This is a genomic window from Microbacterium sulfonylureivorans, from assembly GCF_003999995.1.
Classification (GTDB): Bacteria; Actinomycetota; Actinomycetes; order Actinomycetales; family Microbacteriaceae; genus Microbacterium; species Microbacterium sulfonylureivorans.
Map to the genome: position 1 here is coordinate 623,607 of NZ_RJAD01000002.1, position 22,332 is coordinate 645,938.

The 22,332-nt window shown below is 70.3% G+C and carries 26 protein-coding genes; 11 read left to right on the plus strand and 15 right to left on the minus strand.

What is annotated here, in order from left to right:
- Positions 1-13: 13 nt before the first annotated feature.
- On the plus strand, positions 14-487 hold the full coding sequence (locus tag EER34_RS12490; protein ID WP_127475273.1) for an Lrp/AsnC family transcriptional regulator: 474 nt from the start codon (positions 14-16) through the stop codon (positions 485-487).
- A gap of 10 nt (positions 488-497) precedes the next feature.
- On the opposite strand, the gene EER34_RS12495 is transcribed toward EER34_RS12490, so the two are convergent.
- The gene (locus EER34_RS12495) at positions 498-1,499 is read right to left on the minus strand and encodes an EamA family transporter (RefSeq protein ID WP_127475275.1); all 1,002 of its coding nucleotides are present in this window, start codon (positions 1,497-1,499) and stop codon (positions 498-500) included.
- Positions 1,500-1,573: 74 nt separating this feature from the next.
- Between EER34_RS12495 and EER34_RS12500 the strand changes: the two genes are divergently transcribed.
- Positions 1,574-2,128 (plus strand): CGNR zinc finger domain-containing protein, encoded by a 555-nt coding sequence (locus EER34_RS12500; RefSeq protein WP_127475276.1) that lies wholly within the window; start codon positions 1,574-1,576, stop codon positions 2,126-2,128.
- Here the strand turns inward: EER34_RS12500 and EER34_RS12505 are convergent.
- Positions 2,088-2,987 (minus strand): alpha/beta fold hydrolase, encoded by a 900-nt coding sequence (locus tag EER34_RS12505; protein ID WP_127475278.1) that lies wholly within the window; start codon positions 2,985-2,987, stop codon positions 2,088-2,090. The genes EER34_RS12500 and EER34_RS12505 overlap by 41 nt on opposite strands.
- 75 nt (positions 2,988-3,062) lie before the next feature.
- Here EER34_RS12505 and EER34_RS12510 point away from each other — a divergent pair, with 75 nt between their 5' ends.
- Positions 3,063-3,794, plus strand: coding sequence for a 3'-5' exonuclease (locus EER34_RS12510; RefSeq protein ID WP_127475279.1), 732 nt, complete (start codon positions 3,063-3,065; stop codon positions 3,792-3,794).
- A gap of 62 nt (positions 3,795-3,856) precedes the next feature.
- Here the strand turns inward: EER34_RS12510 and EER34_RS12515 are convergent, their stop codons facing one another.
- The 3 genes from EER34_RS12515 to glgA form a co-directional block, all read right to left on the minus strand.
- Positions 3,857-4,108 carry a type B 50S ribosomal protein L31 gene (locus EER34_RS12515; protein WP_127475281.1) on the minus strand — a complete coding sequence of 84 codons (252 nt, stop codon included), beginning with the start codon at positions 4,106-4,108 and terminating at the stop codon, positions 3,857-3,859.
- 125 nt (positions 4,109-4,233) lie between these two features.
- Positions 4,234-5,019, minus strand: a complete 786-nt coding sequence (locus EER34_RS12520) for an ABC transporter ATP-binding protein (RefSeq protein ID WP_127475283.1) — start codon at positions 5,017-5,019, stop codon at positions 4,234-4,236.
- 10 nt (positions 5,020-5,029) lie between these two features.
- Positions 5,030-6,223: a glycogen synthase gene (gene glgA / locus EER34_RS12525; RefSeq protein ID WP_127475284.1), complete on the minus strand. Its 1,194-nt coding sequence runs from the start codon at positions 6,221-6,223 to the stop codon at positions 5,030-5,032.
- A 77-nt stretch (positions 6,224-6,300) separates the two neighbouring features.
- Here glgA and EER34_RS12530 point away from each other — a divergent pair, with 77 nt between their 5' ends.
- Genes EER34_RS12530 through EER34_RS12540 form a run of 3 tightly spaced genes read left to right on the plus strand, consistent with a single transcriptional unit; the run spans position 6,301 to position 8,959 of the window.
- Positions 6,301-7,545, plus strand: coding sequence for a glucose-1-phosphate adenylyltransferase (locus tag EER34_RS12530; protein WP_127475286.1), 1,245 nt, complete (start codon positions 6,301-6,303; stop codon positions 7,543-7,545).
- Between the two features lie 44 nt (positions 7,546-7,589).
- Entirely contained in the window at positions 7,590-8,231 is a 642-nt protein-coding gene (gene serB / locus EER34_RS12535; protein WP_127475287.1) for a phosphoserine phosphatase SerB, read from the plus strand.
- Between the two features lie 35 nt (positions 8,232-8,266).
- Positions 8,267-8,959, plus strand: a complete 693-nt coding sequence (locus EER34_RS12540) for an alpha/beta fold hydrolase (RefSeq protein WP_127475289.1) — start codon at positions 8,267-8,269, stop codon at positions 8,957-8,959.
- Between the two features lie 16 nt (positions 8,960-8,975).
- Here EER34_RS12540 and fabG read toward each other — a convergent pair whose 3' ends face one another.
- Complete coding sequence (gene fabG, locus EER34_RS12545) at positions 8,976-9,686, minus strand: 3-oxoacyl-ACP reductase FabG (protein WP_127475291.1); 711 nt, start codon at positions 9,684-9,686, stop codon at positions 8,976-8,978.
- A 114-nt stretch (positions 9,687-9,800) separates the two neighbouring features.
- Here fabG and EER34_RS12550 point away from each other — a divergent pair, with 114 nt between their 5' ends.
- The 4 genes from EER34_RS12550 to EER34_RS12565 all read left to right on the plus strand — a co-directional run bounded on the left by EER34_RS12550 (position 9,801) and on the right by EER34_RS12565 (position 11,976).
- Positions 9,801-10,406, plus strand: a complete 606-nt coding sequence (locus EER34_RS12550; RefSeq protein ID WP_127475292.1) for a DUF4190 domain-containing protein — start codon at positions 9,801-9,803, stop codon at positions 10,404-10,406.
- A gap of 84 nt (positions 10,407-10,490) precedes the next feature.
- Positions 10,491-10,871, plus strand: a complete 381-nt coding sequence (locus EER34_RS12555) for a DUF3099 domain-containing protein (protein WP_127475294.1) — start codon at positions 10,491-10,493, stop codon at positions 10,869-10,871.
- Positions 10,868-11,104, plus strand: coding sequence for a hypothetical protein (locus tag EER34_RS12560; RefSeq protein WP_127475295.1), 237 nt, complete (start codon positions 10,868-10,870; stop codon positions 11,102-11,104). Before EER34_RS12555 ends, EER34_RS12560 begins: the two co-directional genes overlap by 4 nt.
- Entirely contained in the window at positions 11,101-11,976 is an 876-nt protein-coding gene (locus EER34_RS12565; protein ID WP_127475297.1) for an SURF1 family cytochrome oxidase biogenesis protein, read from the plus strand. The genes EER34_RS12560 and EER34_RS12565 overlap by 4 nt, the downstream gene beginning before the upstream one ends.
- A 15-nt stretch (positions 11,977-11,991) precedes the next feature.
- Here the strand turns inward: EER34_RS12565 and EER34_RS12570 are convergent, their stop codons facing one another.
- Positions 11,992-13,590, minus strand: a complete 1,599-nt coding sequence (locus EER34_RS12570) for an ABC-F family ATP-binding cassette domain-containing protein (RefSeq protein WP_127475299.1) — start codon at positions 13,588-13,590, stop codon at positions 11,992-11,994.
- 192 nt (positions 13,591-13,782) lie between these two features.
- On the opposite strand from EER34_RS12570, the gene EER34_RS12575 reads away from it, so the two are divergent.
- Positions 13,783-14,418 (plus strand): biotin transporter BioY, encoded by a 636-nt coding sequence (locus EER34_RS12575; protein ID WP_127475300.1) that lies wholly within the window; start codon positions 13,783-13,785, stop codon positions 14,416-14,418.
- Between the two features lie 79 nt (positions 14,419-14,497).
- Here the strand turns inward: EER34_RS12575 and EER34_RS12580 are convergent, their stop codons facing one another.
- The 8 genes from EER34_RS12580 to EER34_RS12615 all read right to left on the minus strand — a co-directional run bounded on the left by EER34_RS12580 (position 14,498) and on the right by EER34_RS12615 (position 22,328).
- Complete coding sequence (locus tag EER34_RS12580; protein WP_127475302.1) at positions 14,498-15,538, minus strand: ABC transporter substrate-binding protein; 1,041 nt, start codon at positions 15,536-15,538, stop codon at positions 14,498-14,500.
- Between the two features lie 24 nt (positions 15,539-15,562).
- A complete protein-coding gene (locus EER34_RS12585; RefSeq protein WP_127475304.1) occupies positions 15,563-16,384 on the minus strand; it encodes an ABC transporter ATP-binding protein in 822 nt (273 codons plus the stop codon).
- A complete protein-coding gene (locus EER34_RS12590) occupies positions 16,381-17,400 on the minus strand; it encodes a FecCD family ABC transporter permease (RefSeq protein ID WP_240642310.1) in 1,020 nt (339 codons plus the stop codon). The genes EER34_RS12585 and EER34_RS12590 overlap by 4 nt, the downstream gene beginning before the upstream one ends.
- On the minus strand, positions 17,397-18,407 hold the full coding sequence (locus EER34_RS12595; RefSeq protein WP_127475306.1) for a FecCD family ABC transporter permease: 1,011 nt from the start codon (positions 18,405-18,407) through the stop codon (positions 17,397-17,399). Before EER34_RS12595 ends, EER34_RS12590 begins: the two co-directional genes overlap by 4 nt.
- Positions 18,404-19,348 carry a siderophore-interacting protein gene (locus EER34_RS12600; RefSeq protein WP_127475308.1) on the minus strand — a complete coding sequence of 315 codons (945 nt, stop codon included), beginning with the start codon at positions 19,346-19,348 and terminating at the stop codon, positions 18,404-18,406. The genes EER34_RS12595 and EER34_RS12600 overlap by 4 nt, the downstream gene beginning before the upstream one ends.
- 44 nt (positions 19,349-19,392) lie before the next feature.
- Positions 19,393-20,772 (minus strand): MFS transporter, encoded by a 1,380-nt coding sequence (locus EER34_RS12605; protein ID WP_127475310.1) that lies wholly within the window; start codon positions 20,770-20,772, stop codon positions 19,393-19,395.
- On the minus strand, positions 20,772-21,926 hold the full coding sequence (locus EER34_RS12610) for a MalY/PatB family protein (protein WP_127475312.1): 1,155 nt from the start codon (positions 21,924-21,926) through the stop codon (positions 20,772-20,774). The genes EER34_RS12605 and EER34_RS12610 overlap by 1 nt, the downstream gene beginning before the upstream one ends.
- Before the next feature lie 72 nt (positions 21,927-21,998).
- Positions 21,999-22,328, minus strand: coding sequence for a metal-sulfur cluster assembly factor (locus EER34_RS12615; RefSeq protein WP_127475313.1), 330 nt, complete (start codon positions 22,326-22,328; stop codon positions 21,999-22,001).
- Between the last annotated feature and the right edge of the window lie 4 nt (positions 22,329-22,332).

Genomic DNA, 22,332 nt, shown 5'->3' on the forward strand with positions numbered 1-22,332 from the left:
AACGTTTCGCACTATGAGTGCCCTCGATCACGTCGACCTGGAGCTTCTGGCCGCCCTTTCGACAGACCCCCGCGCGACGGTCGTCGCCCTCGCGGAGCGGCTCGGGCTGTCCCGCAACACGGTGCAGGCGCGCATGGCCAGACTCGAACGGTCCGGGGTGTTCCTGTCGTACGAGCGGGCGATCTCCTCCTCGTCGCTCGGGTACCCGATCGAGGCGTTCATCAGCGTGATCGTCCGCCAGGCCGATCTGCCGCGCATCACCGCCGACCTCTCCCGCGTCCCCGAGATCGTGCAGGCGCACGGGCTCTCCGGGCAGGTCGACCTGCTCGTCCGCGTCGCGTGCCGCGACACCCAGCACCTGTTCGACACCGACGCCCGCATCCTCGCGATCGAGGGCGTCGAGCGCACCGAGACATCGCTGGTCATGGGCGAGGTCATCCCCCACCGCGTCATGCCGCTGATGGAGCTGGCGCGCCGCGACTCCTGACCCGGCGGGGCTACGGGAGCGGAACGGATGCCGCGGCTGTCGCGCGCGCCGATGCCGGCGCCGACCTGAGGTCGTCGATCTTGACCAGCACGACGCCCGCGAGGATGAGCGCTCCGCCGACGAACTGGATCGGCGCAGGCACCTCGGCCAGGAACACCCACGCGAATCCGAGGGCGAACAGCACCTCGGACAGCCCGACGAACGATGCGACCCTCGACCCGATGCGCGGCACGGCCATGACGCCCAGCGCGTAGCCGAGGGTCGTCGCGATGCCGGCGACCCACAGGAGCGGGACGAACCACGGCACCTCGACGCCGGCGAGCTGGACCGTGACGGCGGGGGCCTGGAACGGCATGATGCCGCTCAGGCAGAGCAGTGCCATGATCGCCGCCCCGACCAGCAGTCCGCTCGCGGCGAGGGCGAGGGGCGGCAGGTCGTCGCCGGCGCGCTCGGAGATGACGAAGTACGCGCACACGCACACCGCCGCAGCCAGCGCGAGGAGCGTGCCGACGAGGTCGAAGGATGCACCCGAGATGTCGACGACGAGGACGAGTCCGAGGACCGCGACCGCAGAGCCGCCCAGCACGAGCGCCGACGGCGCCTTGCGGGTGCGCAGCCAGACGAAGGCGACGAGCATGATCGGAGCGAGGTACTGGATCAGCAGCGCGACGGCCACAGGCATCCTCTGCATGGCCGAGAAGAAGAAGAGCTGGCAGCCGAGCACGGGCATCAGGCCGAAGCCGAGGATCAGTCGCCAGTGGCGACGGAGGAAGCCCGGCTGACGCCGGATCGCGAGCACGACGGCCGGCGAGAGGATCAGCCCCGCGACACCCATGCGCACCAGCAGCGCCGCGCCGAGCGACCAGCCGCTCTCGAGCAGTGGCTTGATGAACGGTCCGCTCGACGAGAACGCGAGCGCCGACGCGACGGCCATGATCAACCCCGTCGAGCGCAGACGGGCGGACGCCGCGATCGGCGCGATCACCGGAAGGGACGCGGTGGAAACGGTCATGGGCGGCATCCGACTGTCAGGAGCGAAATGTGCTTACACTGGTGACAGTATCGAAGCGGATGTCAGGAGTCAACATGGTGTTCATCCATGACACGAAACGCACGCTCATGATGGTCGTCGATCTCGTCAACACGATGCCCGGGTACGACGGCGACGACACTCTGCAGACGCCCGACGACCTCGGGCGCTTCCTCGTCACCAACCCCTACACCGGCAAGATCCGCCTCGACGATGCCGAGGTCGCCGCGGTCCGGGAGGTGCGCGCGCGCCTGCGCGAACTGTGGGAGGTGGACCGCGTCGGAGCGGTGCCGCTCGTCAACCGCATGCTCGCCGACGGCGAGGCCCTCCCCCGGCTCGTCATCCACGACGAGTACGACTGGCACATCCACGCGACGTCGGACGACTCGCCGCTCGCGACGCGCATGCTGGTGGAGGCCGCGATGGCGTTCGTCGACGTCATCCGCTCGGACGAGTACGACCGCATCCGCATCTGCGCCGCGGACGACTGCGACTCCGTCTACATCGACTACTCGAAGAATGGCTCGAAGCGGTACTGCGACACCGGCAACTGCGGCAACCGCATGAACGTCATCGCGTACCGGGCGCGGAAGGCACGAGAAAGCGCCTGATCGCGTCGGCGGCGGGCGCCGGCGTCTCGTAGTGGATGAGATGGCCGACGTCGTCGATCTCGACCAGCTCGGCCGAGGGGAAGAGCGTCGCCAGGCGGCGCTCCGCCTCGATGGGAGTGATGTCGTCGCGCACCGCCGCCACGAGCAGCGTCGGCTGGGCGATGCGCGGGGCGAACTGCCGGACGTCGTTCGACACCGACGCGACGAACGCGTCGTGGAGCACGTCGCGGTCGGCGAAGTTCGAGAAGTACGTGTCGTGCTGGTCGTGGATGAACCGACGGAGGTCGGCATCCTTCGTCTTGGCCATCGACTCGCTCATCACGCGCACGATCAGTCCGTTGCGCAGGAGCGCCTCGCCGAGCCCCTGCGGCAGGCGCGCGCCGGCCCAGTAGTAGAACACGGCGAGCCGCGTGAGAAGGCCGCGCGGCCCTTCGAGCGCGGGAGCGCCGATCGGGTTCACCAGGATCATGCGCGGGGTATCGAGTCCTCCCGCGACGGCGGCCGAGACCACGATCGACCCGAAAGAGTGTCCGAGGATCACCGCGCCCGGCGCGACCGCGGGAGCGAACTCACGCAGCCACCGCGCATATGCGTCGAGGTCGTGGCGGACGCCGGGCAGCGGTGCCGTCTCGCCGAATCCCGGCAGGTCGGGAGAGATCACCCTCACATCGGGAAGGTGGGCGACGACCGGCTCGAGTCCGTGATGCTCGCCTCGGAAGCCGTGGACGGCGATGACCGTCGTCTCGGCCGTCTCCGGTCCGTAGACCCAGTACGCCGTCGTGCCCCCGAGCACGACCACCTCGCGCCGCTCCACCGGAATCTCGGCGAGGAGTGGTGCGTAGGGGTTCGGGGGGGTCACGTCTCGAGTCTACGAGTGCCGGACGTGCGGTGCGCCTCGCCGCCGCTGTCGGACGGGGCGCATACCGTGAGCGGCATGGATCACCGGCAGCCCGAGACCCTCTCGCTGTTCGACACGCCGGAGTGGCTGCGGGTCGTCGGGGTCTTCGATCTGGAGACGACCGGAGTCGACGTCACGGCCGATCGTGTGGTGACCGCGCACGTCGGAGTGCTCGATGCCTCGGGTGCGGTCATCAGCGCTCGGGACTGGCTCGCCGATCCCGGCGTGCCCATCCCCGAGGGCGCGACGGCGGTCCACGGCATCACCACGGAGCACGCGCGATCGCACGGTCGGCCCGCTGCGACAGTCGTCGCCGAGGTCGTCGAATCGGTGCGCGCCCTTCTCGATGCCGGCATCCCGGTGGTGGCGTACAACGCTCCCTACGATTTCTCGCTGCTCAAGCACGAAGCGCTCCGTCACGGCGTCGACCCCATCGTCGCTCCGTCACCCGTCATCGACCCGCTGGTGGTCGACAAGGCGTACGACCGCTGGCGGCGCGGCAAGCGCACGCTGTCGGTCGTGGCCGAGCACTATGCCGTCCGGCTCGACGGCGCCCACGAGGCATCGGCCGACGCCGTGGCGGCGGGGCGCGTCGCCCAGGCCCTCGCCGAACGGTTCGCGCCGTGGCTGCCCCAGACCGTGGAAGAGCTCCACACCCGCCAGATCGCATGGGCGCGTGCCCAGGCGGCGAGCCTGACCGACTACTTCATCCAGATCGGTCGCATCGAGCCCGAAGAGCGCCTCGACGGCAGCTGGCCGATCCGCTGATCGACGGGGTCCCGGAGACGACGAGAGCCCCGCCGAAGCGGGGCTCTCGTGCAAAGGGCGTCTTACTTGGCGCCGAAGTTCTTGAAGCGCTGGTTGAACTTCTCGACGCGACCGGCCGAGTCCATGATGCGCTGCTTGCCCGTGTAGAACGGGTGCGACGCCGACGAGATCTCGACGTCGATGACGGGGTACTCGACGCCGTCGAGCTCGATCGTCTTGTCGCTGCTCACCGTCGAACGGGTGAGGAAGGTCTCGCCCGAGCCGAGGTCGCGGAACACGACCGCCTGGTAGTCGGGGTGGATGTCAGTCTTCATGGGAAGTCCTTTGAGATGTGGTGCCCTGGATTTTGCCAGGGCGGTCAAAGTCTGCGGTGCGAGCGCACCAAAGGAAGATTCTACCAGCCTCGGGGCCCCTCCGCGGAATCGGGCGCCCGCAGTGGTCAGTGCGCTGCGCGTGCGGCGTAGCGCCCGCCTTCTTCGGTGAGCTGGATCGGCACCCCGAACGTCTCTGTGAGCGCCTCCGCGGTGAGGGTCTCGCGCAGCGGACCGGATGCCACGGCGCGGCCGTCGGCGATCAGCAGGACATGGGTGAACCCGATGGGGATCTCCTCCACATGGTGGGTGACCATGATCATCGCCGGCGTAGTGGGCGCCTGCGCGTAGCCGCCGAGAAGCGTCAGCAGCTCCTCGCGGGCGCCGAGGTCGAGGCTCGCCGTCGGCTCGTCGAGGAGCAGCAGCTCCGGGTCGGTCATGACGGCCCGCGCGATCTGGACGCGCTTCTGCTCGCCGTCGCTCAACGTGCCGAACGTGCGGTCGGCCAGGTGGTCGAGCTTCCACTCGGCGAGGACGCGCAGCGCCCGGCGCTCGTCGATGTCCTCGTAGTCCTCGCGCCAGCGGCCGAGCACGGAGTACGCCGCCGTCAGGACGACGTTGAGCACCGACTCCTCCGGCGGGACGCGCCGTGCCATCGCCGAGGACGCGAACCCGATGCGCGGGCGCAGCTCGAACACATCCGTTCGCCCGAGGCGCTCCCCCAGGATCGACACGATCCCGGACGTCGGGTGCATCAGCGTGTCGGCCAGCTGGAGGACGGTCGTCTTGCCGGCGCCGTTCGGACCCAGGATGACCCAGCGCTCATCATCGCTGACGGTCCAGTAGAGGTGATCGACGATGTCCCTGGCGTTCCTGCGGACGACGACGTCGGAGAATTCGAGCACCTGCGGCATGTCGTCCAGCCTATCGGCCGCCGGCGGTCACCTCCGCGTACAGCGCGGCCGTCTGCTCCGCGATGCTCTGCCAGCTGAAGTCGTCCGTCGCCCTCTGCCGGCCGGCGGCTCCGTACTTCCGCGCCCTGTCCGGGTCGCCCACGACCTCCGTCAGCACACGGGCGAGATCCTCCACGAAGCGCTCCGGGTCGACCGGTGTCCCGGTGCCGTCCTGCACCTGCTCGATCGGGACGAGGCGACCGGTGACCCCGTCGACGACGACCTCGGGGATACCGCCGGTCGCCGTGCCCACCACCGCCGCGCCGCACGCCATGGCCTCGAGATTCACGATGCCCAGAGGCTCGTACACGGACGGGCAGACGAAGGTCGTGGCGGCGCTCAGGACCGTGCACAGCTCGTGGCGCGACAGCATCCGATCGATCCAGACCACACCCTCGCGGGTCTCCTGCAGTCCGCGGACAAGACCCTCGACCTCGGCCATGATCTGCGGCGTGTCGGGCGCGCCGGCGCACAGGATCACCTGGACGTCGGCGGGAAGGCGCTCGGCTGCCCGGAGGAAGTAAGGCAGGCCCTTCTGGCGCGTGATGCGCCCCACGAAGACCACGGACGGCTTCGAGGCGTCCACCCCCAGCTGCGCGAGGACGGCGGGGTCGTCGACGGGATGCCACGACTCGACGTCGATGCCGTTGTAGATCACGCGCACATCGGCCGGATCGAGCGCGGGGTAGCTGCGCAGGATGTCCTGCCGCATCCCCTCGCTCACCGCGACGATCGCCGCGGCGCCCTCGTAGGCGGTCTTCTCGATCCAGCTCGACACGGCGTAGCCGCCGCCCAGCTGCTCGGCCTTCCAGGGGCGGAGCGGCTCGAGGCTGTGCGCGGTCACGACGTGCGGGATCCCGTGCAGCAGCGAGGCGAGGTGACCGGCGAAGTTGGCGTACCAGGTGTGACTGTGCACGACGTCTGCGCCCGCGACATCCGCCACCATCTCCAAGTCGGTGCCCAGGGTCTGCACGGCCGCGTTCGCGGCGGCGAGCTCGGCGGGCACGACGTACGACGCAGTGCCCGCTTCGTCGCGCTCCGCACCGAAGGCGCGGACGCGCACATCCATCGCCGAACGGAGCGCCTTGACCAGCTCGGTCACGTGGACACCGGCGCCACCGTAGATCTCCGGCGGGTACTCCTTGGTGATGATGTCGACGCGCATGGCACGAAACCTAGTACACGTGACGCCCCGCGGATAGCCGCTACCGACCGCCGCAGACGGGGGCCTAGGGTGGTCCCATGCCTGCAGCGCCGAAGGTCTTCGGAATCATCCTCGCCGGCGGCGAGGGCAAGCGCCTGATGCCTCTCACGGCCGATCGGGCGAAACCTGCCGTGCCCTTCGGAGGGCAGTATCGGCTCATCGATTTCGCGATATCGAACCTCATCAACTCGGGCCTGCGGCAGATCGTGGTGCTGACCCAGTACAAGTCGCACAGCCTCGACCGTCACATCTCGCAGACGTGGCGGATGTCGGCGCTCCTCGACTCGTACGTCACCTCGGTGCCCGCCCAGCAGCGCCTCGGCAAGAGGTGGTTCTCGGGATCGGCGGACGCGATCCTGCAGAGCCTCAACCTCATCAACGACGAGCAGCCCGACATCGTCGTCGTCATCGGCGCCGACCACGTCTACCGCATGGACTTCCGCCAGATGCTCGCGGCGCACATCGAATCCGGCGCGCGGGCGACCGTCGCGGGCATCCGCCAGCCGATCGCGCTCGCGAACCAGTTCGGCGTCATCGACGTCGTCAAGGACGACCCCACCCGCATCAACGACTTCCTCGAGAAGCCGCAGAACCCGACCGGGCTCGCCGACTCCCCCGGCGAGGTCCTCGCTTCGATGGGCAACTACATCTTCGACGCCGACGCGCTCATCGAGGCCGTGGAGTCCGACGGGGAGCTGCCGACCAGCAACCACGACATGGGCGGCGACATCGTGCCGTACTTCGTCGGTCGCGGCGAGTCCGGCGTCTACGACATGAAGCGCAACGACGTGCCGGGCTCGACCGATCGCGATCGCTACTACTGGCGCGATGTGGGGACGATCGACTCGTTCTTCGACGCGCACCGCGACCTCATCTCGACCCTGCCCATCTTCAACCTCTACAACATGGACTGGCCGATCCACTCGCAGGCGGTCAACTCGCCGCCCGCGAAGTTCGTGCGCGACTCCGTCGGTCGCATCGGCAACGCGATCGACTCGATCGTGTCGCTCGGCTCGGTGCTGTCGGGCACGCACCTCGAGCGGAGCGTCGTCGGGCCATGGACCCTCGCGGGCGGCGGATCGACCATCACCGACTCGGTGCTGTTCGACCACGTCCACGTCGGCGCCGGCGCGCGCATCCACCGCGCGATCCTCGACAAGAACGTCGTGCTCGCGGACGGAGCCACCGTCGGCGTCGACCGCGACAAGGACCTCGCGCGCGGCTTCACGGTCACCGACAGCGGCATCACGGTCGTCGGGAAGGGCATCCACGTCGAACGATGACCCCGGGTTGGGGCCGAGGCATCCTACGCCGCTAGCGTGGAGGGATGCCTGCCCCCGCCGCCCGCTTCCTCGTCGTCCTCGACGCCGATTCGACCCTCATCCGCAACGAGGTCATCGAGCTCATCGCCGACGAGGCCGGCCGGGGGCCCGAGGTCGCCGCGGCGACCGAAGCGGCCATGCGGGGCGAGGTGGATTTCGCGACGAGCCTGCGGTCGCGGGTGGCCCAGCTCACCGGCGTTCCGGTCTCGTCGTTCGAGCGGGTGCTCGCACGCGTCGAGCCCACGCCGGGCGTCCGCGAGCTCATCGACGCGGTCCACGCGCGCGGCGGAGCCGTCGGCGTCGTCTCCGGCGGCTTCCACGAGATCCTCGACGCCGTCGCCCCCTCGCTCGGAGTCGACGTGTGGCGCGCCAATCGGCTGTCGACCACCGACGGTGCCCTCAGCGGCCTTGTGGACGGCCGGATCGTGGATGCCGAGGCCAAGGCCGAAGCGCTGCGGGAATGGGCGGTCGACGCCGGTGTGCCCCTGAGCCGGACCATCGCGATCGGCGACGGCGCGAACGACCTGCGGATGATGGCCGCGGCGGGCCTCGGAGTGGCGTTCAACGCGAAGCCCACCGTCCGGGCGCGGGCCGATGTCGTCGTCGGCCCCGTCGACCTGAGCGAAGTCGTGGCGCTCCTGCCCTGACCGCGGATGTCGCCGGCCCTCGGTAGCGTCGGAGCATGGACATCATCCTCGTTCCCGGACTGTGGCTCGACGCGTCGTCGTGGGACACCGTCACGCCCGCCCTCGAAGCGGCGGGGCACCGCGTGCGCCCGCTCACCATGCCGGGCGTAGGCGCACCGGCATCCGTATCCGCCGACATCGGCATGCAGGATTGGGTCGATGCGGTCGTCGCCGAGATCGACGCCTCCGCCGGTCAGGTCGTCCTCGTCGGACACAGCGGCGGCGGCAACGTCGTATGGGGTGCGGCCGAGGCTCGGCCAGACCGCATCGCGCGCGTCGTCTTCGTCGACACCGTTCCGCCCCCCGACGGCGGGCAGATCTCCGAGTTCGAGGTGGTCGACGGCGTCATCCCGTTCCCGGGGTGGGACTCCTTCGACGAGCCCGACGTCTCCGACCTCGACGCAGCCGTGCGCGAGGCCTGGGCCGCGCGCACGCACTCCGTGCCGGCGAAGGTGCCGACGGACCCGATTCGGCTCGACGGCACCGCCCGTCACGCGGTTCCGGTGACGCTCCTCATGGGGCTCATGGACGATGCCGCCTTCCGCGCAGCGGTCTCCCAATGGGGGCCGTACGGCGCGGAATTTGAGGCGATCGCCGACTCCGAGGTCGTGCGTCTCGGTTCAGGACACTGGCCGCAGTTCTCGACACCCGACGCCCTCGCGCAGGCGCTCGTCGCGGCGATCCGCTGAGGCGCACGCAGTCCGACTAGTGGCCCATCCCGAGACCGCCGTCGACGGGGATCACGGCGCCGGAGATGTACGCGGCGTCGTCCGACGCCATCCACGTCACGACGCCCGCGACCTCATCTGCCGTCGCGAACCGCCCGGCCGGGATGTTCTTCTTGTACTCCGCCTGGGTCTCGTCCGCGAGGGCCGCGGTCATGTCCGTCTCGATGAAGCCCGGAGCGACGACGTTCGCGGTGATGCCCCGCGCGCCGAGCTCACGGGTGAGTGAGCGGGCGAAGCCGACGAGGGCGCTCTTGGACGCCGCGTAGTTGATCTGACCGGCCGAGCCATAGAGGCCGACGACGCTCGAGATGAGGATGACACGACCCCACCTCGCCCGGAGCATCCCCTTCGACGCGCGCTTGACGACCCGGAACGCGCCGCCGAGGTTCGTTGCGACGACGCTGTCGAAGTCGTCCTCGGTCATGCGCAGCAGCAGTGTGTCCTTGGTCACTCCGGCGTTCGCGACAACGATCTCGACGGGCCCGAGGGTCTTCTCGACCTCGGTGAACGCCGCGTCGACGGCCGCGGCATCCGTCACGTCCGCCCGCACGGTCAGGGTGCCCTCGGGGCCTTCGCCCGAGCGGGCGGTGACGGCGACCCGATATCCCTCCGCGACGAAGCGCTCGGCGATGGCACGGCCGATGCCGCGGTTTCCGCCGGTGACGAGGACGACGCGATCGCTGGACATGGTGGAGCTCCCGGGGCTATGTGACAGATCCGCACCAGCCTACCGGCGCGGCGTTTGACACCCTGCGTCGCTCGCTGGAACGCTGGGGTCACGTCTCGACGAAAGGTCCCACCCGTGAGCGACAACACACCCGACGCGCCCTCCCCCGACCCGGCGGCGCAGCCCGCTCCCGAACCGACCGCTCCGGCGCCCGGCGCGTACCAGGCGCCGGCAGAGGCCGCATACCCTCCGCCTGCCCCGCCCGGACCCGCCGAACCCCCTGCGTACGGTGCTCCTCCCGCATACGGCGCCGCTCCGCAGGCTCCTGCCCCGTCGCCGTACGGCACGCCGGCCCCGTACGGCGCCGCGCCCCAGTACGCCGCACCCCCGCAGTACGGCGCACCCCCGCAGTACGGCGCCGCGCCCCAGTACGGCGCACCCCCGCAGTACGGGTACGGCGCACCCGTGAAGACGAATGTCCTCGCGATCGTCTCGCTGATCGCGTCGATCGTCGGCTTCATCGGCATCGTGCCGATCATCGGATCCATCGCGGGCGTCATCACGGGGCACATCTCCCTCCACCAGCTCAAGACGAACGGCGAGAAGGGCCGGGGCATGGCGCTCGCCGGCACGATCCTCGGATACGTCGGCCTCGCGCTGTGGATCATCGGCGGGATCGTCTTCTTCGCGTTCATCGCGTGGGCGGCGAGCCAGGGCTCGCGCTACGGCTACGACTACTGATACCTCGAACCGCCCTTCCGTGCGGCCCCTCCACTCCCTCACGAGGGAGACCGGAGGGGCCGCGCGGCGTAGTCTTGAAGGACGGTGAAGAGTTCGAATCGGCCCCAGTCCGCCACGTCGCTGCCGCGGGCGCCACGTGACGACGTCGACGCGCGCTCGACGCGCTACCTCATCACCATGGGCGTCCGCGTGGCGTGCTTCATCCTCATGGTCGTCATCACCCCGTACGGGTGGTACACCTGGGTGTTCGGAGCCGCCGCCATCCTCCTCCCGTACATCGCGGTCGTGCTGGCGAACGTCGGCCAGGAGGCGCGCCGCAACCGCCGCGAAGACCCGGAGCGATCCCTTCCCGCCGTCCCCCACACTCCGCTCGGACATCCGTCCGACGTGATCCGTGTCGACGAGACGCCGGCGATCGACGACGGGCGTCCGGCCGACGACCGGACCACGGACGGGACGGCATGAGTCTCCCCGCAGACGAGGCCGTCGCGGAGGCGACGTGCTCCCGGGCCGGTTGCCGCGCCCCCGCGCGCTGGCGGATCGACTGGCGAAATCCGCGCATCCACTCGGCCGACCGGACCAAGACCTGGGTCGCGTGCGACGAGCACCGCGACTACCTCCGGGAGTTCCTCGCCGCGCGCGAGTTCCCGGTGTCGGTGAGGCTCCTGGCCGGCGCGAGTTCGGAGATCCCCCGATGAGTCCCCGCCGCGAGGTCAGCATGCAGAGCCTGCCGAGGGCTGGTCGGTGGGCGATCTACGTCTCGCTGGCCGTCGTCTTCGCCATCGCGTGCGCCTTTCTGTCGAACTGGCAGTTCTCACGCAACGAGGAGCGCTCCGCGCAGCTCGCTCTCGTCGAGGCGAACTACGACGCGCTGCCGGTGCCGCTCGCCGAGCTGATCCCGCCCGGCGGTGAACTCGATCCCGAGGATCAGTGGCATCCGGTTCTCCTGGTCGGCGAGTACGTCGCCGACGAGGAGCTGCTCGTGCGCAACCGCCCGCACGGCGGCACCTCCGCCTTCGAGGTGCTCGCCCCATTCCGCCTCGACGACGGCCGCGTGCTGCTCATCGATCGAGGCTGGGTCGCTCCGGGGAAGGATCAGCCCGACCCCGACAGCGTGCCGACCCCTCCGGAGGGGGAAGTCACCGTCATCGCACGCCTCAAGCCCGGCGAGCAGCTGCCGTCGTCCGGCCGCTCCGCTCCGGAGGGCCAGGTGCCGACCATCCACCTTCCGCTGATCGCCGACACCGTGTCCGCCGACACCGGTGACGCGCTCGAGCTCAGCGCGTACGGGATCATGGTGTCGGAGGACCCGGCTCCGGCATCCGCACCGCAGGCGCTCGAGTCGCCGTCCGAAGACCCCGGCCCGCACCTGTCGTACGCGATCCAGTGGATCCTCTTCGCGGTCATGGGCTTCGTGTTCATCGGCTACGTCATCCGCACCGAGCGTCGGCACCGTCGCGAGGATGCCGAGGACGACGACGCCGCGGATGCGGTGCCGGCGCCGGCATCCCGTCGCCGCGATCGCGACGCAGACGACGAGGACGCGCTCCTCGACGCAGCCGGCCGCTGACGCGGGCTCGCTGCGTCAGGCGAGCGAGATCAGGTCGGCGTAGTCGCGGCCCCAGATGTCCTCGACGCCGTCCGGCAGGATGAGGACCCGCTCGGGATTGAGCGCCTCGACGGCGCCCTCGTCGTGCGAGACCAGCACGACGGCGCCCTCGTAGTGCGAGAGCGCGCCGAGGATCTCCTCGCGCGATGCGGGATCGAGGTTGTTCGTCGGCTCGTCGAGCAGCAGCATGTTGGCGCTGGACACCACGAGCGTCGCGAGCGAGAGGCGCGTCTTCTCACCGCCCGACAGCACTCCCGCGGGCTTGAGCACGTCGTCGCCCGTGAAGAGGAACGAGCCGAGAACCTTGCGGGCATCCGTCGCCGTGATGTCCGGCGCCGCCGACATCATGTTCTCGAGCACCGAGCGCGACACGTCGAGGTTCTCGTGCTCCTGCGCGTAGTACCCGATCTTGAGCCCGTGACCGGGCTCGAGCTGACCGGTGTCGGGCTTGTCCACGCCGGCGAGGATGCGCAGCAGGGTGGTCTTGCCGGCGCCGTTGAGGCCGAGCACGACGACCTTGGAGCCGCGGTCGATCGCGAGGTCGACGTCGGTGAAGATCTCGAGCGATCCGTACGACTTGGAGAGCCCCGATGCCATCAGCGGCGTCTTCCCGCACGGCGCGGGCTTCGGGAACCGGAGCTTGGCGACGCGGTCCTCCTGGCGCACGTCGTCGAGGCCCGAGAGCATCTTCTCGGCGCGAGCGACCATCTGGTGCGCGGCAGCGGCCTTCGACGCCTTGGCACCGAAGCGCGCGGCCTGAAGCTGCAGGGCGGTGGCCTTCTTCTCGACGTTGACGCGCTCCTTCTTGCGGCGTTCCTCGTCGGCGACCCGCTGGCGCAGGTAGTTCTTCCAGTTCATGTTGTAGACGTCGATGACCTGGCGGTTCGCGTCGAGGTAGAACACGCGGTTGACGGTCTCGCCGACGAGCTCGACATCGTGGCTGATGACGATGAGCCCGCCCTTGTAGCCCTTCAGGAATTCGCGGAGCCACACGACGCTGTCGGCGTCGAGGTGGTTCGTCGGCTCATCGAGGATCATCGACTCGGCGTCGGAGAACAGGATGCGGGCGAGTTCGATGCGGCGACGCTGGCCGCCGGACAGGGTGCGCAGCGGCTGGTCGAGGATGCGGTCGGGCAGCGACAGGTTGTGCGCGATCGACGCGGCCTCGGCCTCGGCCGCGTATCCGCCCAGGGCTTCGAAGCGCTCGGTGAGGTTCGCGTACTTGCGCATGGCGCGGGCCGCGACATCCGGGTTCTCATCGCCCATGGCGAGGGATGCCTCATGCATGCCGAGCGCGATCGTCCCCAGCCCGCGCGCGTCGAGGATGCGCGTGCGGGCGAGCATCTCGGGATCGCCGGAGCGAGGATCCTGCGGCAGGTAGCCCAGCTCGCCGATGCGATCGACCTTGCCGTCGGCCGGGAGCAGGTCGCCCGCGAGGACCTTCGTCAGGGTCGTCTTCCCGGCGCCGTTGCGGCCCACCAGTCCGACCTTGTCGCCGGCGGAGACGCGGAACGACACGTCGGACATGAGCACGCGGGCGCCCACGCGGATCTCGAGGTCGTGCACGGCGAGCACAGCGAAACGTCCGTTCCGTCGGTGGATGGGGAAAATGGCCGAACGGCCAGCCTCCCAGTATAGGTCGCCCTGCCGAGCCCGCGTCCCCGGAGCGGCGTGCGCGCGATCTGGAGATCGCGGACAGATGATGCGGCCATCATTGGTGGACTCCGTCTAATAACCGTGTCATCGTCCCTTCCTAGGCTGAGGAGCATGTCAGCCATCGCAGCAGCCCCCTCGTCCCGCCGCGTCCTCGCCGATGTCATCGCGCGCCCCTCATCCCGCGCCCGCGCCTTCGCGCTCGACGCCGCCCTCGTGGTCACCGGCGCCGCCTTCGTCGCCCTGCTCGCGCAGGCGTCGATCCCGCTGTGGCCCGTGCCGATCACCGGCCAGACACTCGGTGTGATCGTCGTCGGGGCCGCTCTCGGCTCGCGCCGCGGAGCGGCGGCGCTCATCACCTACCTGCTGGTCGGACTCGCCGGGCTCCCGGTGTTCGCAGACTTCACCGGCTCGATCGCCGCCGTCGCCAAGCCCAGCTTCGGCTTCGTGATCGGGTTCGTCTTCTCCGCGTTCGTCGCGGGATGGTTCGCCGAGCGCGCATGGGACCGTCGCCCGGCTCTCGCCTTCGTCGGTTTCGCCGCCGCCAGCGTCGTGCCGTTCCTGTTCGGCATCCCGTACATGGCGTTCATCCTGAACGTCGTGATGGGCCTCGACTACTCGTTCCTCGGCCTCCTCGAGGTCGGTCTTCTGCCCTTCATCGTCGGCGGTCTCATCAAGGCGGCCCTGGCCGCCCTGATCATCCCCGGAGCGTGGGCCCTCGTGCGTCGCGCGGACGCCACGAAGGAGTGAGCGGATGCCTCGGCACGAGGCATCCGAGACGACGAAAGCCCCGGCCGAGCGACCGGGGCTTTCGCGTGCGTTCCGGGGATCAGCCCTGGGCGACCGCCGTGGCCGTGGCGAGCTGGTCGACGATGTCGGACAGGATCCACGGGAGCGTGAGCGCGGTCGGCGAGATCGCCGCGACGTTCTCCTCGCCCACGATCGCGCCCACCGCGCCTGCGGCGACGCCCGGGATCAGCTGGGTGCGGTCGGAGGTCAGGAACGTGTCCAGCGCCGCTTCGGTGTCGACCTGGGTGAAGATCACCTCGGCGTCGATCTGGTCGAGGTTCTCGCTCGACACGGTGGTGTAGAACGTCGACTCGCCGGTGTCGAGGGCGGTCACCGACTCGGCGGTGACGAAGCCGAGGTCCTCGAGGATCTCCACGCGCGGGTCGGCCGGAAGGTACAGGTAGAACGTGTCGACGTCGTCGGCGGCGTAGGCGATCGACGTGCCCTCGAATTCGGGGTGGGCCGCGGCGGCGTCGGCCACCTGGGCTTCGAGGCCGGCGACGAGCTCCTCCGCCTCGGACGAGAGACCGAGCGCCTTGCCGGTGTCGGTGATGACGTCGCGCCACGGCGTCGACCACAGAGCCTCCTCCGGCGCCACGACGGGGATGCCGGCGCCGGTCACGGCGTCGTACTCCTCCTGGGTGAGGCCCGAGTACGACGCGATCAGCACGTCGGGATCGGTCGCGAGCAGCTCCTCCACCGAGAGCTCGAAGCTGGAGTTGTCGAGCAGCACGGGCTCCTCGCCGCCGAGGTCGGCGATCGCCTCCTCGACCCACGGCGTGATGAGGTTGTCGCCGCCGCCGTACTCGGACGAGGCCATCGCCACCGGCACGATCCCGAGGGCGAGGACGGCGTCGGTCGCGCCCCAGCCCCACGTCGCGATGCGCTCGGGGGTCTCTTCGATCGTCGTCTCGCCGTAGATGTGCTCGAACGTGACGGGGAAGCTCTCGGACGAGCCGGAGCCCGCGTCGGCGGTGCCGGACGTCTCGGGCGCGGCGGACCCGGCACAGCCGGAGAGCGCCAGGCCACCGGCCACTGCGAGTGCCACGAGCGCACCGAGGCGGGGGTTCAGTACGGACATACGGGGACTTTCCTTTCGGTCGCGTCAGGCCTCGTCCGCAGCGGCGTGGGCGCCGCCCGGAACGGGGATGACGAGGGGGGTGGAGGTGAGCGGGTCGGGGATGACGAGCGCGTCGAGGTCGAAGGCACTCGACACGACCTCACGGGTGAGCACGTCGGACGGAGCGCCGTGCGCGACGACGCGGCCCTCGCTCATCACGACGAGGTCGTCGGCGTAGCGCGCGGCGAGGTTGAGCTCGTGGAGCACGACGACGATCGTCGTCCCGTCGGTGCGGTTGAGGGTGCGCAGCAGGTCGAGGACCTCGATCTGGTGGCTCAGGTCGAGGAATGTCGTGGGCTCGTCGAGCAGCAGGACGCGCGGCTCCTGCGCGAGGGTCATCGCGATCCACACCCGCTGGCGCTGGCCGCCCGAGAGATCGCCGACCGGGCGGTCGGCGAGGGCGGAGACGCCGGTCTTCGCCATGGCGTCGTCGACGCGGGCCGTGTCGGCGGCGCTCCACCGCTGGAAGACGCCGCGATGCGGGTGCCGGCCGCGAGAGACGAGCTCGGCGACAGTGAGGCCGTCGGGCGCGGTGGGATGCTGCGGCAGCAAGCCCACGGTCTGGGCGAAGCGGCGGCGGGGAATCGTGGCGATATCGGACCCGTCGAGCTCGACCACGCCTGCCAGCGGCTGGTTCACACGGGCGAGGACGCTGAGCAGCGTCGACTTCCCGCACGCGTTGGCGCCGATGATCATCGTGATGCGACCGGGGGCGAAGTCGAGGTCGAGATCGTCGATGACGCGGCGCCCTGGATACCCGGCGGCGAGCCCCCGGACGCTGAGGAGCGGTGCGGGTGACGTGGTCACAGGTGTCGTCCTTTCGACGTCGCGAGGAGCCAGAGCAGGAAGACCGCGCCGATCGCGCCGGTGACGACGCCGACCGGAACGGACATGCCGGGCAGCGCGAACTGCGCCACCAGATCTGCCGCGGTGAGCAGGCCCGCGCCGATGGCGGCGCTCGTCCCGATGCCCACGGCGCCGTGACCGAGCAGTGGCCGCGCGATGGCCGGAGCGCACAGCGCGATGAATGCGATCGGCCCCACGAAGGCACAGGTGACCGCGGTGAGCAGCACTGCGGTGAGCACCGTCACGATGCGCACCGTCGAGGCCCGAACGCCGAGGGAGGCGGCGGTCGACGCGCCCATCTGGGTGATCGGAAGCCATCGCGCGCACGCGATGACCGCCGGCGTGGCGAGCACGACTGCGACGAGCACGATCACGACGTTCCACCACGGCGTCGACGCCAGGCTTCCCGTGAGCCAGATCAGCGCGGATTGAGCGAGCTCGACTTGGGCGCGCACCATCAGATAGTTCGTGATGGCGACCGTCAGGAACGCCACGCCGATTCCCGCGAGGATGAGGCGATAGCCGCCGTCGGCACGATGGCGCCCGGCGAGCAGGAGGAACGAGGCCACCAGGAGACCGCCGGCGAAGGCCACGACGGCCAGCAGCGGTCCACCGAGTCCCAGGACCAGGATGCCGAAAACGGCGGCCGCCCCGGCGCCCCCGCTGATCCCGAGCAGATCGGGACTCGCGAGCGGGTTCCCGAGCAGCGATTGCAGCAGGCCACCGGCCGCGCCGAGCGCCGCGCCGACGAGGAGGGCCATCGCGAGCCTGGGTGCACGCACCTGGAAGACGACGTACTGCTGCGCACGGTCTCCCCCGCCCCACAGCGTGGCCCAGAGATCGGCGGGCGCGATGGGGTAGTCGCCGATCGAGAGCGACACGATGGCGAGCGCGGCCACGGCGAGGAGCACCGACGCGACCACCGTCGTCCGGCGGCGGCGCACACGGGAGCGGATCTCCCGGACGGACGAGCTCACAGTGTCACCCGCCCCGGTCGGAGGACGATGGAGATCAGCACCGGCGCCCCGACGAATGCCACGACGAGCCCGGCCTGCACCTCGCCGGGGGGTGCGATCACGCGCCCGAGCACGTCGGCCGCCAGCAGCACGATCGCGCCCGCGGGCGCGCCGATGGCGAGCAGCCAGCGATAGTCGCCGCCGATGATCGCGCGGAGTGCGTGAGGCACGAGGAGGCCCAGGAACACGATCGGCCCGGCGATCGCGGTCGCGCTGCCGCAGAGCAGGATCGTGGCGATGATCCCGAGCGCTCGGGTGCGCGAGACGCTGTGCCCGAGCCCCGTCGCGGTGTCGTCGCCCAGGGCCATGAGGTCGAGTCCGCGCGCCGAGGTGAAGGCGATGACGGCTCCGACGACGATCGGCACGAGTACGACCGCGACGGTGTCCAGCCCGCGCGCGGTGAGGCCGCCGACCTGCCAGTAGCGGAACACATCGAAGGCGGTGATGGATGTCGTGAGGATGAGCGTGGTCACCGCGGTCAGTCCGGCGGTGACCGCGGCGCCGGTCAGCGCGAGTTTCGCGGGACTCGTGCCGTCCGGGCCGCGCGTGCCGATGACGGCGACGACGATCGATGCGATCGCGGCGCCGATGAAGGCGAACCAGACGAATCCCGACGGCGCCGTGATCCCCCAGATCGTGATCGCGGCCAGCACCGCGACGGATGCCCCGGCGTTCACGCCCAGCAGACCCGGGTCTGCGAGCGGATTGCGCGTCAGCCCCTGCATCAGAGTGCCCGCGAGTGCGAGCGATGCCCCCGCGAGCACGCCGATCACTGTACGGGGCAGGCGCTGCGTGAGGATCACGCTGTGATCGTTGATGGACATGTCGGGGCGGAGGAGCGCGTCGATCACCACTGCTGGCGCGACGGGCCGCGCACCGATCATGAGGCTGACGACGATCATGATCATGAGCAGCCCGATCGCGAGCAGCAGCAGCAGACGCCCGCGCCGGTCGCGAGCGGAGGTCATTCCTGTCGCTCGGACTGCCCGAGCCGCCAGTACCCCATGAACGCGATCCGCTTGCGGTCGACGCCGCATCCCTGCACGAGGTGGCGCCGCAGTCCCTTGACCATGGCCGCCTCCCCCGCGATCCACGCGTAGAACTCCCCCTCGGAGTCTTCGGGGCTGTCCCACAGCAGATCGGTGTCGACGTCGACATCTGCGAGCTCCTGGCGGCGTGGCGCCGCGGCGTGCGCGAGCACGTCGCCGGCACCGGCGGTCCAGCCCTTCACGGCCTCGGTGAGCGCGGCGCCGTGCTCGCGGCCCTCGCGCGCCAGCCATGTCACTCGGAATCCCGCGGGGATGTCGAGGGTCAGGGCGTCGGCGGCGGTCGGCACCTCGATGAAGGCGTCCACCTCGTGCGACTCGTCGAGCGACTCGAGGATCGAGCCGATCGCCGGGGCGGCCGTCTCGTCGCCCGCGAGCACCACGCGGCGGGCGGTGCCGGGATGCCAGTCGAGTCCGAGTCGGTGGCCCTCGCTGCGCTGATCGGGGCCGACGATGACGATCTCCTGACCCACGGCGGCCTGCTCCGCCCAACTGCCCGCCGGCCCGGCGTCGTGGTGCACGACGAAGTCGACCAGCAGCCGGCGCGCGGCGGGGTCGATGCGCCGGACGGTGTAGGTGCGCAGCGGGCTGCGATTCGCCGTCGGGATCTCGCGCCACGCGGTGTACCAGTCCCCGGCATCGATCACGCCGTCGTCGTGCTGGCCGATGTCGCTCAGCGTGCCGTCGGCGAGCGGCAGGATCAGCTTGATCCGCTGGTCGAGTCCAGCGGATCCGAACACGTCGAAGTCGGGGCCGGTGAAGGCCACCCGCACGAAGTGAGGAGACAGACGGTGCACGTCGGCCACGGTGGCGGCGTAGGGGCGGTACGCGGGGCGCGTGCGAACGGCTGTCGAGGAGGTCACGTGGTAAGGCTAGCCTTACCTGCCCTCACAGCTCAAATCGGCCGTCATCTCCGCTGCGTCGTAGCCGCCTCGTGCGCATGACCGAGGCGCAGACCCGGGAGGAGTGCGAGCAGCGCGAGTCCGGTCGCGATCGCGAACACGGCGGGGAACGCGGCATCCGTTCCCGCCAGCGCCGTGAAGACGAGCCCCATGACGGCGATCGAGGTGGCTGCGCCGACAGAGTCGGAGATCGACAGCGCCGAGGAGTTGAATCCCTGGTTCTGCGGGGTCGAGTAGGCCAGCGTCAGCACTGTCAGTCGTGGATACATCAGCCCCATGCCGCCGCCCGCGAACGCCCATCCGGCGATCAGCACCGCGGGGTGCAGCATGAGCACGGCCACGACGGCCGCGACCACCGTCGACGTGACGAGCAGCGACGTTCCGATCACCGTGATGCGGGCATTGCCGAGTCGATCGCCGAAGCGCCCCTGCACGTCGGCGGCCGCAGCCCAGGCGATCGCGGCGGCGGTGAGGCCGAGGCCCGCCCACGTCGGAGAGAAGTCGTAGTGGTCGATCAGCAGATAGGGGACGTAGATCTCGGCGCCGAACAGCGCCCCCGCGATCAGGCCGCGCATGAGCACCACGCTCGGCAGCCCGCGGCGGGCGAGCAGCGTTCCCCGCGGCAGCAGGGGCCTCGAGGCCAGGGCGATCACGAGAGCGGATGCCGCCACCACCGCCCAGGAGTACGCCCCGAGTCTGCCCGCCAGGCTCAGCGCCAGCGCTCCGAGGGCCACCGCCACCGCGCAGGCCATGCGCGGTCCGATCCGGCCCGTGGCCGGACGGTCCGCGCCCAGCGGGAGTCCGTAGAGGCGGAGAACGACCATCGTGAACGCGACGACGGTGAGCGCCGCGACCCCCAGGAAGACCCAGCGCCAGTGAAGGGCCTCGGTCACGGCGCCGGCGAGGAACGGTCCGATCAGCGACGGGACCACCCACGCGGCCGAGAACGCCGCGAACACCCGTCCGTGAAGCACCGCCGGGTACACGCGCGCCACCACGACGTACAGAGCGACGGTCTGCCCGCCGGTGCCGAGTCCCTGGACCAGTCGCCCCGCGACGAGCCACGGCATCGAGGCGGCGAGCCCGGCGACGACGAGACCGACGACGAAGAGGATCACGGCGGTGGTCAGCGGTGCGAGCACTCCCCCGCGATCGCACCAGGCGCCCACGGCGACCATCCCGATCACGCTTGTGGCGAGCGTCCCCGCGAAGGCGACCGCGTACAGCGCGTCGCCGTCGAGATCAGCGCTGACGACCGGCATCACGGTCGTGACCGCGAGCGACTGCATCGCCGCGAGGAAGATGAGGGCGACCGCGCCGACCGTGACCCAGACGTACCGGCCCTGCCAGATACCCGTCGAGGTGTCGACGGGTGCGGTGCTCATCAGGCCAGGCTACCCACCCGGCGGACGGCCTCGGTCAGCAGCTCGGGCGAGCATCCGAAGTTGATCCGGACATGGCCGTTGCCCTCTTCCCCGAAGTACGGACCCAGGTGGAAGGCGACGTCGGCCTCACGACGGATCTTCACCGCGGGGTTGTCGCCCCACCCCAGATCGGACAGATCCACCCACGCGAGGAATCCGGCATCCGGGATGCGATAGCGGGCGGAGGGAACGTGCTCGGCGAGGAGGTCGGCAAGCAGCACGCGGTTCTGGTCGAGTGCGGCGAGCTGGGCGTCGAGCCACGGATCGCTCTCCTCCGAGAACGCCGCCAGCGCCGCGATCGCGCCGAACAGGCCCGTGCGCCACTCCACCTCGTCCGGGAGCGAGCGGACCACCCTCGAGGTCGCGTCGTCCGCGGTGACCATCAGCGCGCACTTGAGGCCCGCGAGGTTGAATGCCTTGCTCGCGCTGACGACTGCGTAGCCCACGCGCGCGGCGACGGGCGAGGCGTCCAGGAACGGGGTGAACGTCGCGCCCGCGTGCGTGAGCGGCGCGTGGATCTCGTCGCTGACGACGACGGCGCCGAAGGCGGCCGCCAGGTCGGCGAGGGCCGCGAGCGTCTCGCGGGAGTGGACGGTGCCCGTCGGATTGTGCGGATTGCACAGCAGGATGGCGCGTGCTCCTCCTGCGAAGGCGGCCTCGATGCCCAGGAGATCGAGCTCCCACCCCGTGCCCGTGTCGACGAGAGGGACGCGTTCGACGACGCCGCCGGCCTCCGGGATGCACTCGAAGAATGGCGGGTACACGGGGGTCGTCACCACGACCCGGTCCCCCGGCTCGACGACCTTCCGGAGGATCTCCACGATCGCCATCATGACGTCGCAGGTCGTGCGGATCCGCGACGGATCGACCGCCCAGCCGAACCGGCGCGCGGCGAAGCCTGCGTAGGCGGCTGCGACGCCGGGGTCGGGCGGGGTGTACCCGGTGTCACCGAGGGCGATCGCGCGGGTCAGCGCGGCCGTGATGGCCGGCGCCGCGGGGTAATCGGTCTCTGCCACGAAGAACGGCAGGACGTCGTCGCCGTACTTGCGCCACTTCGTGCTGGACCGCTGTCGCAGCTGCTCGATCGGCAGGGCCTCAAGGGGGATCACGCTCACCCGACGAGACTAGCCACCGGCCCGCCCGGGCCCGATTCGGGCGTCACCGTTCGAAACGCGACGGGGCGCGGGTCAGATCGCGAAGCCGAGCGCCCGCATCATGTCGCGGCCGTCGTCGGTGATCCGCTCGGGACCCCACGGCGGCATCCACACCCAGTTGATGCGGAAGCGGTCCACGACCTCGTCGAGCGCCTGGGCCGTCTGCTCCTCGAGCACGTCGGTCAGCGGGCAGCCCGCCGACGTCAGTGTCATGTGGATGACCAGCGCGTCGTTCTCGTCATCCCACCCGAGGTCGTAGATCAGGCCGAGGTCGACGACATTGATCCCCAGCTCGGGGTCCATGACGTCCTTGAGAGCTTCGGTGACCTCGTCGTACTTCTCGGGTGTGAGCGTTGCGGTCATGTAA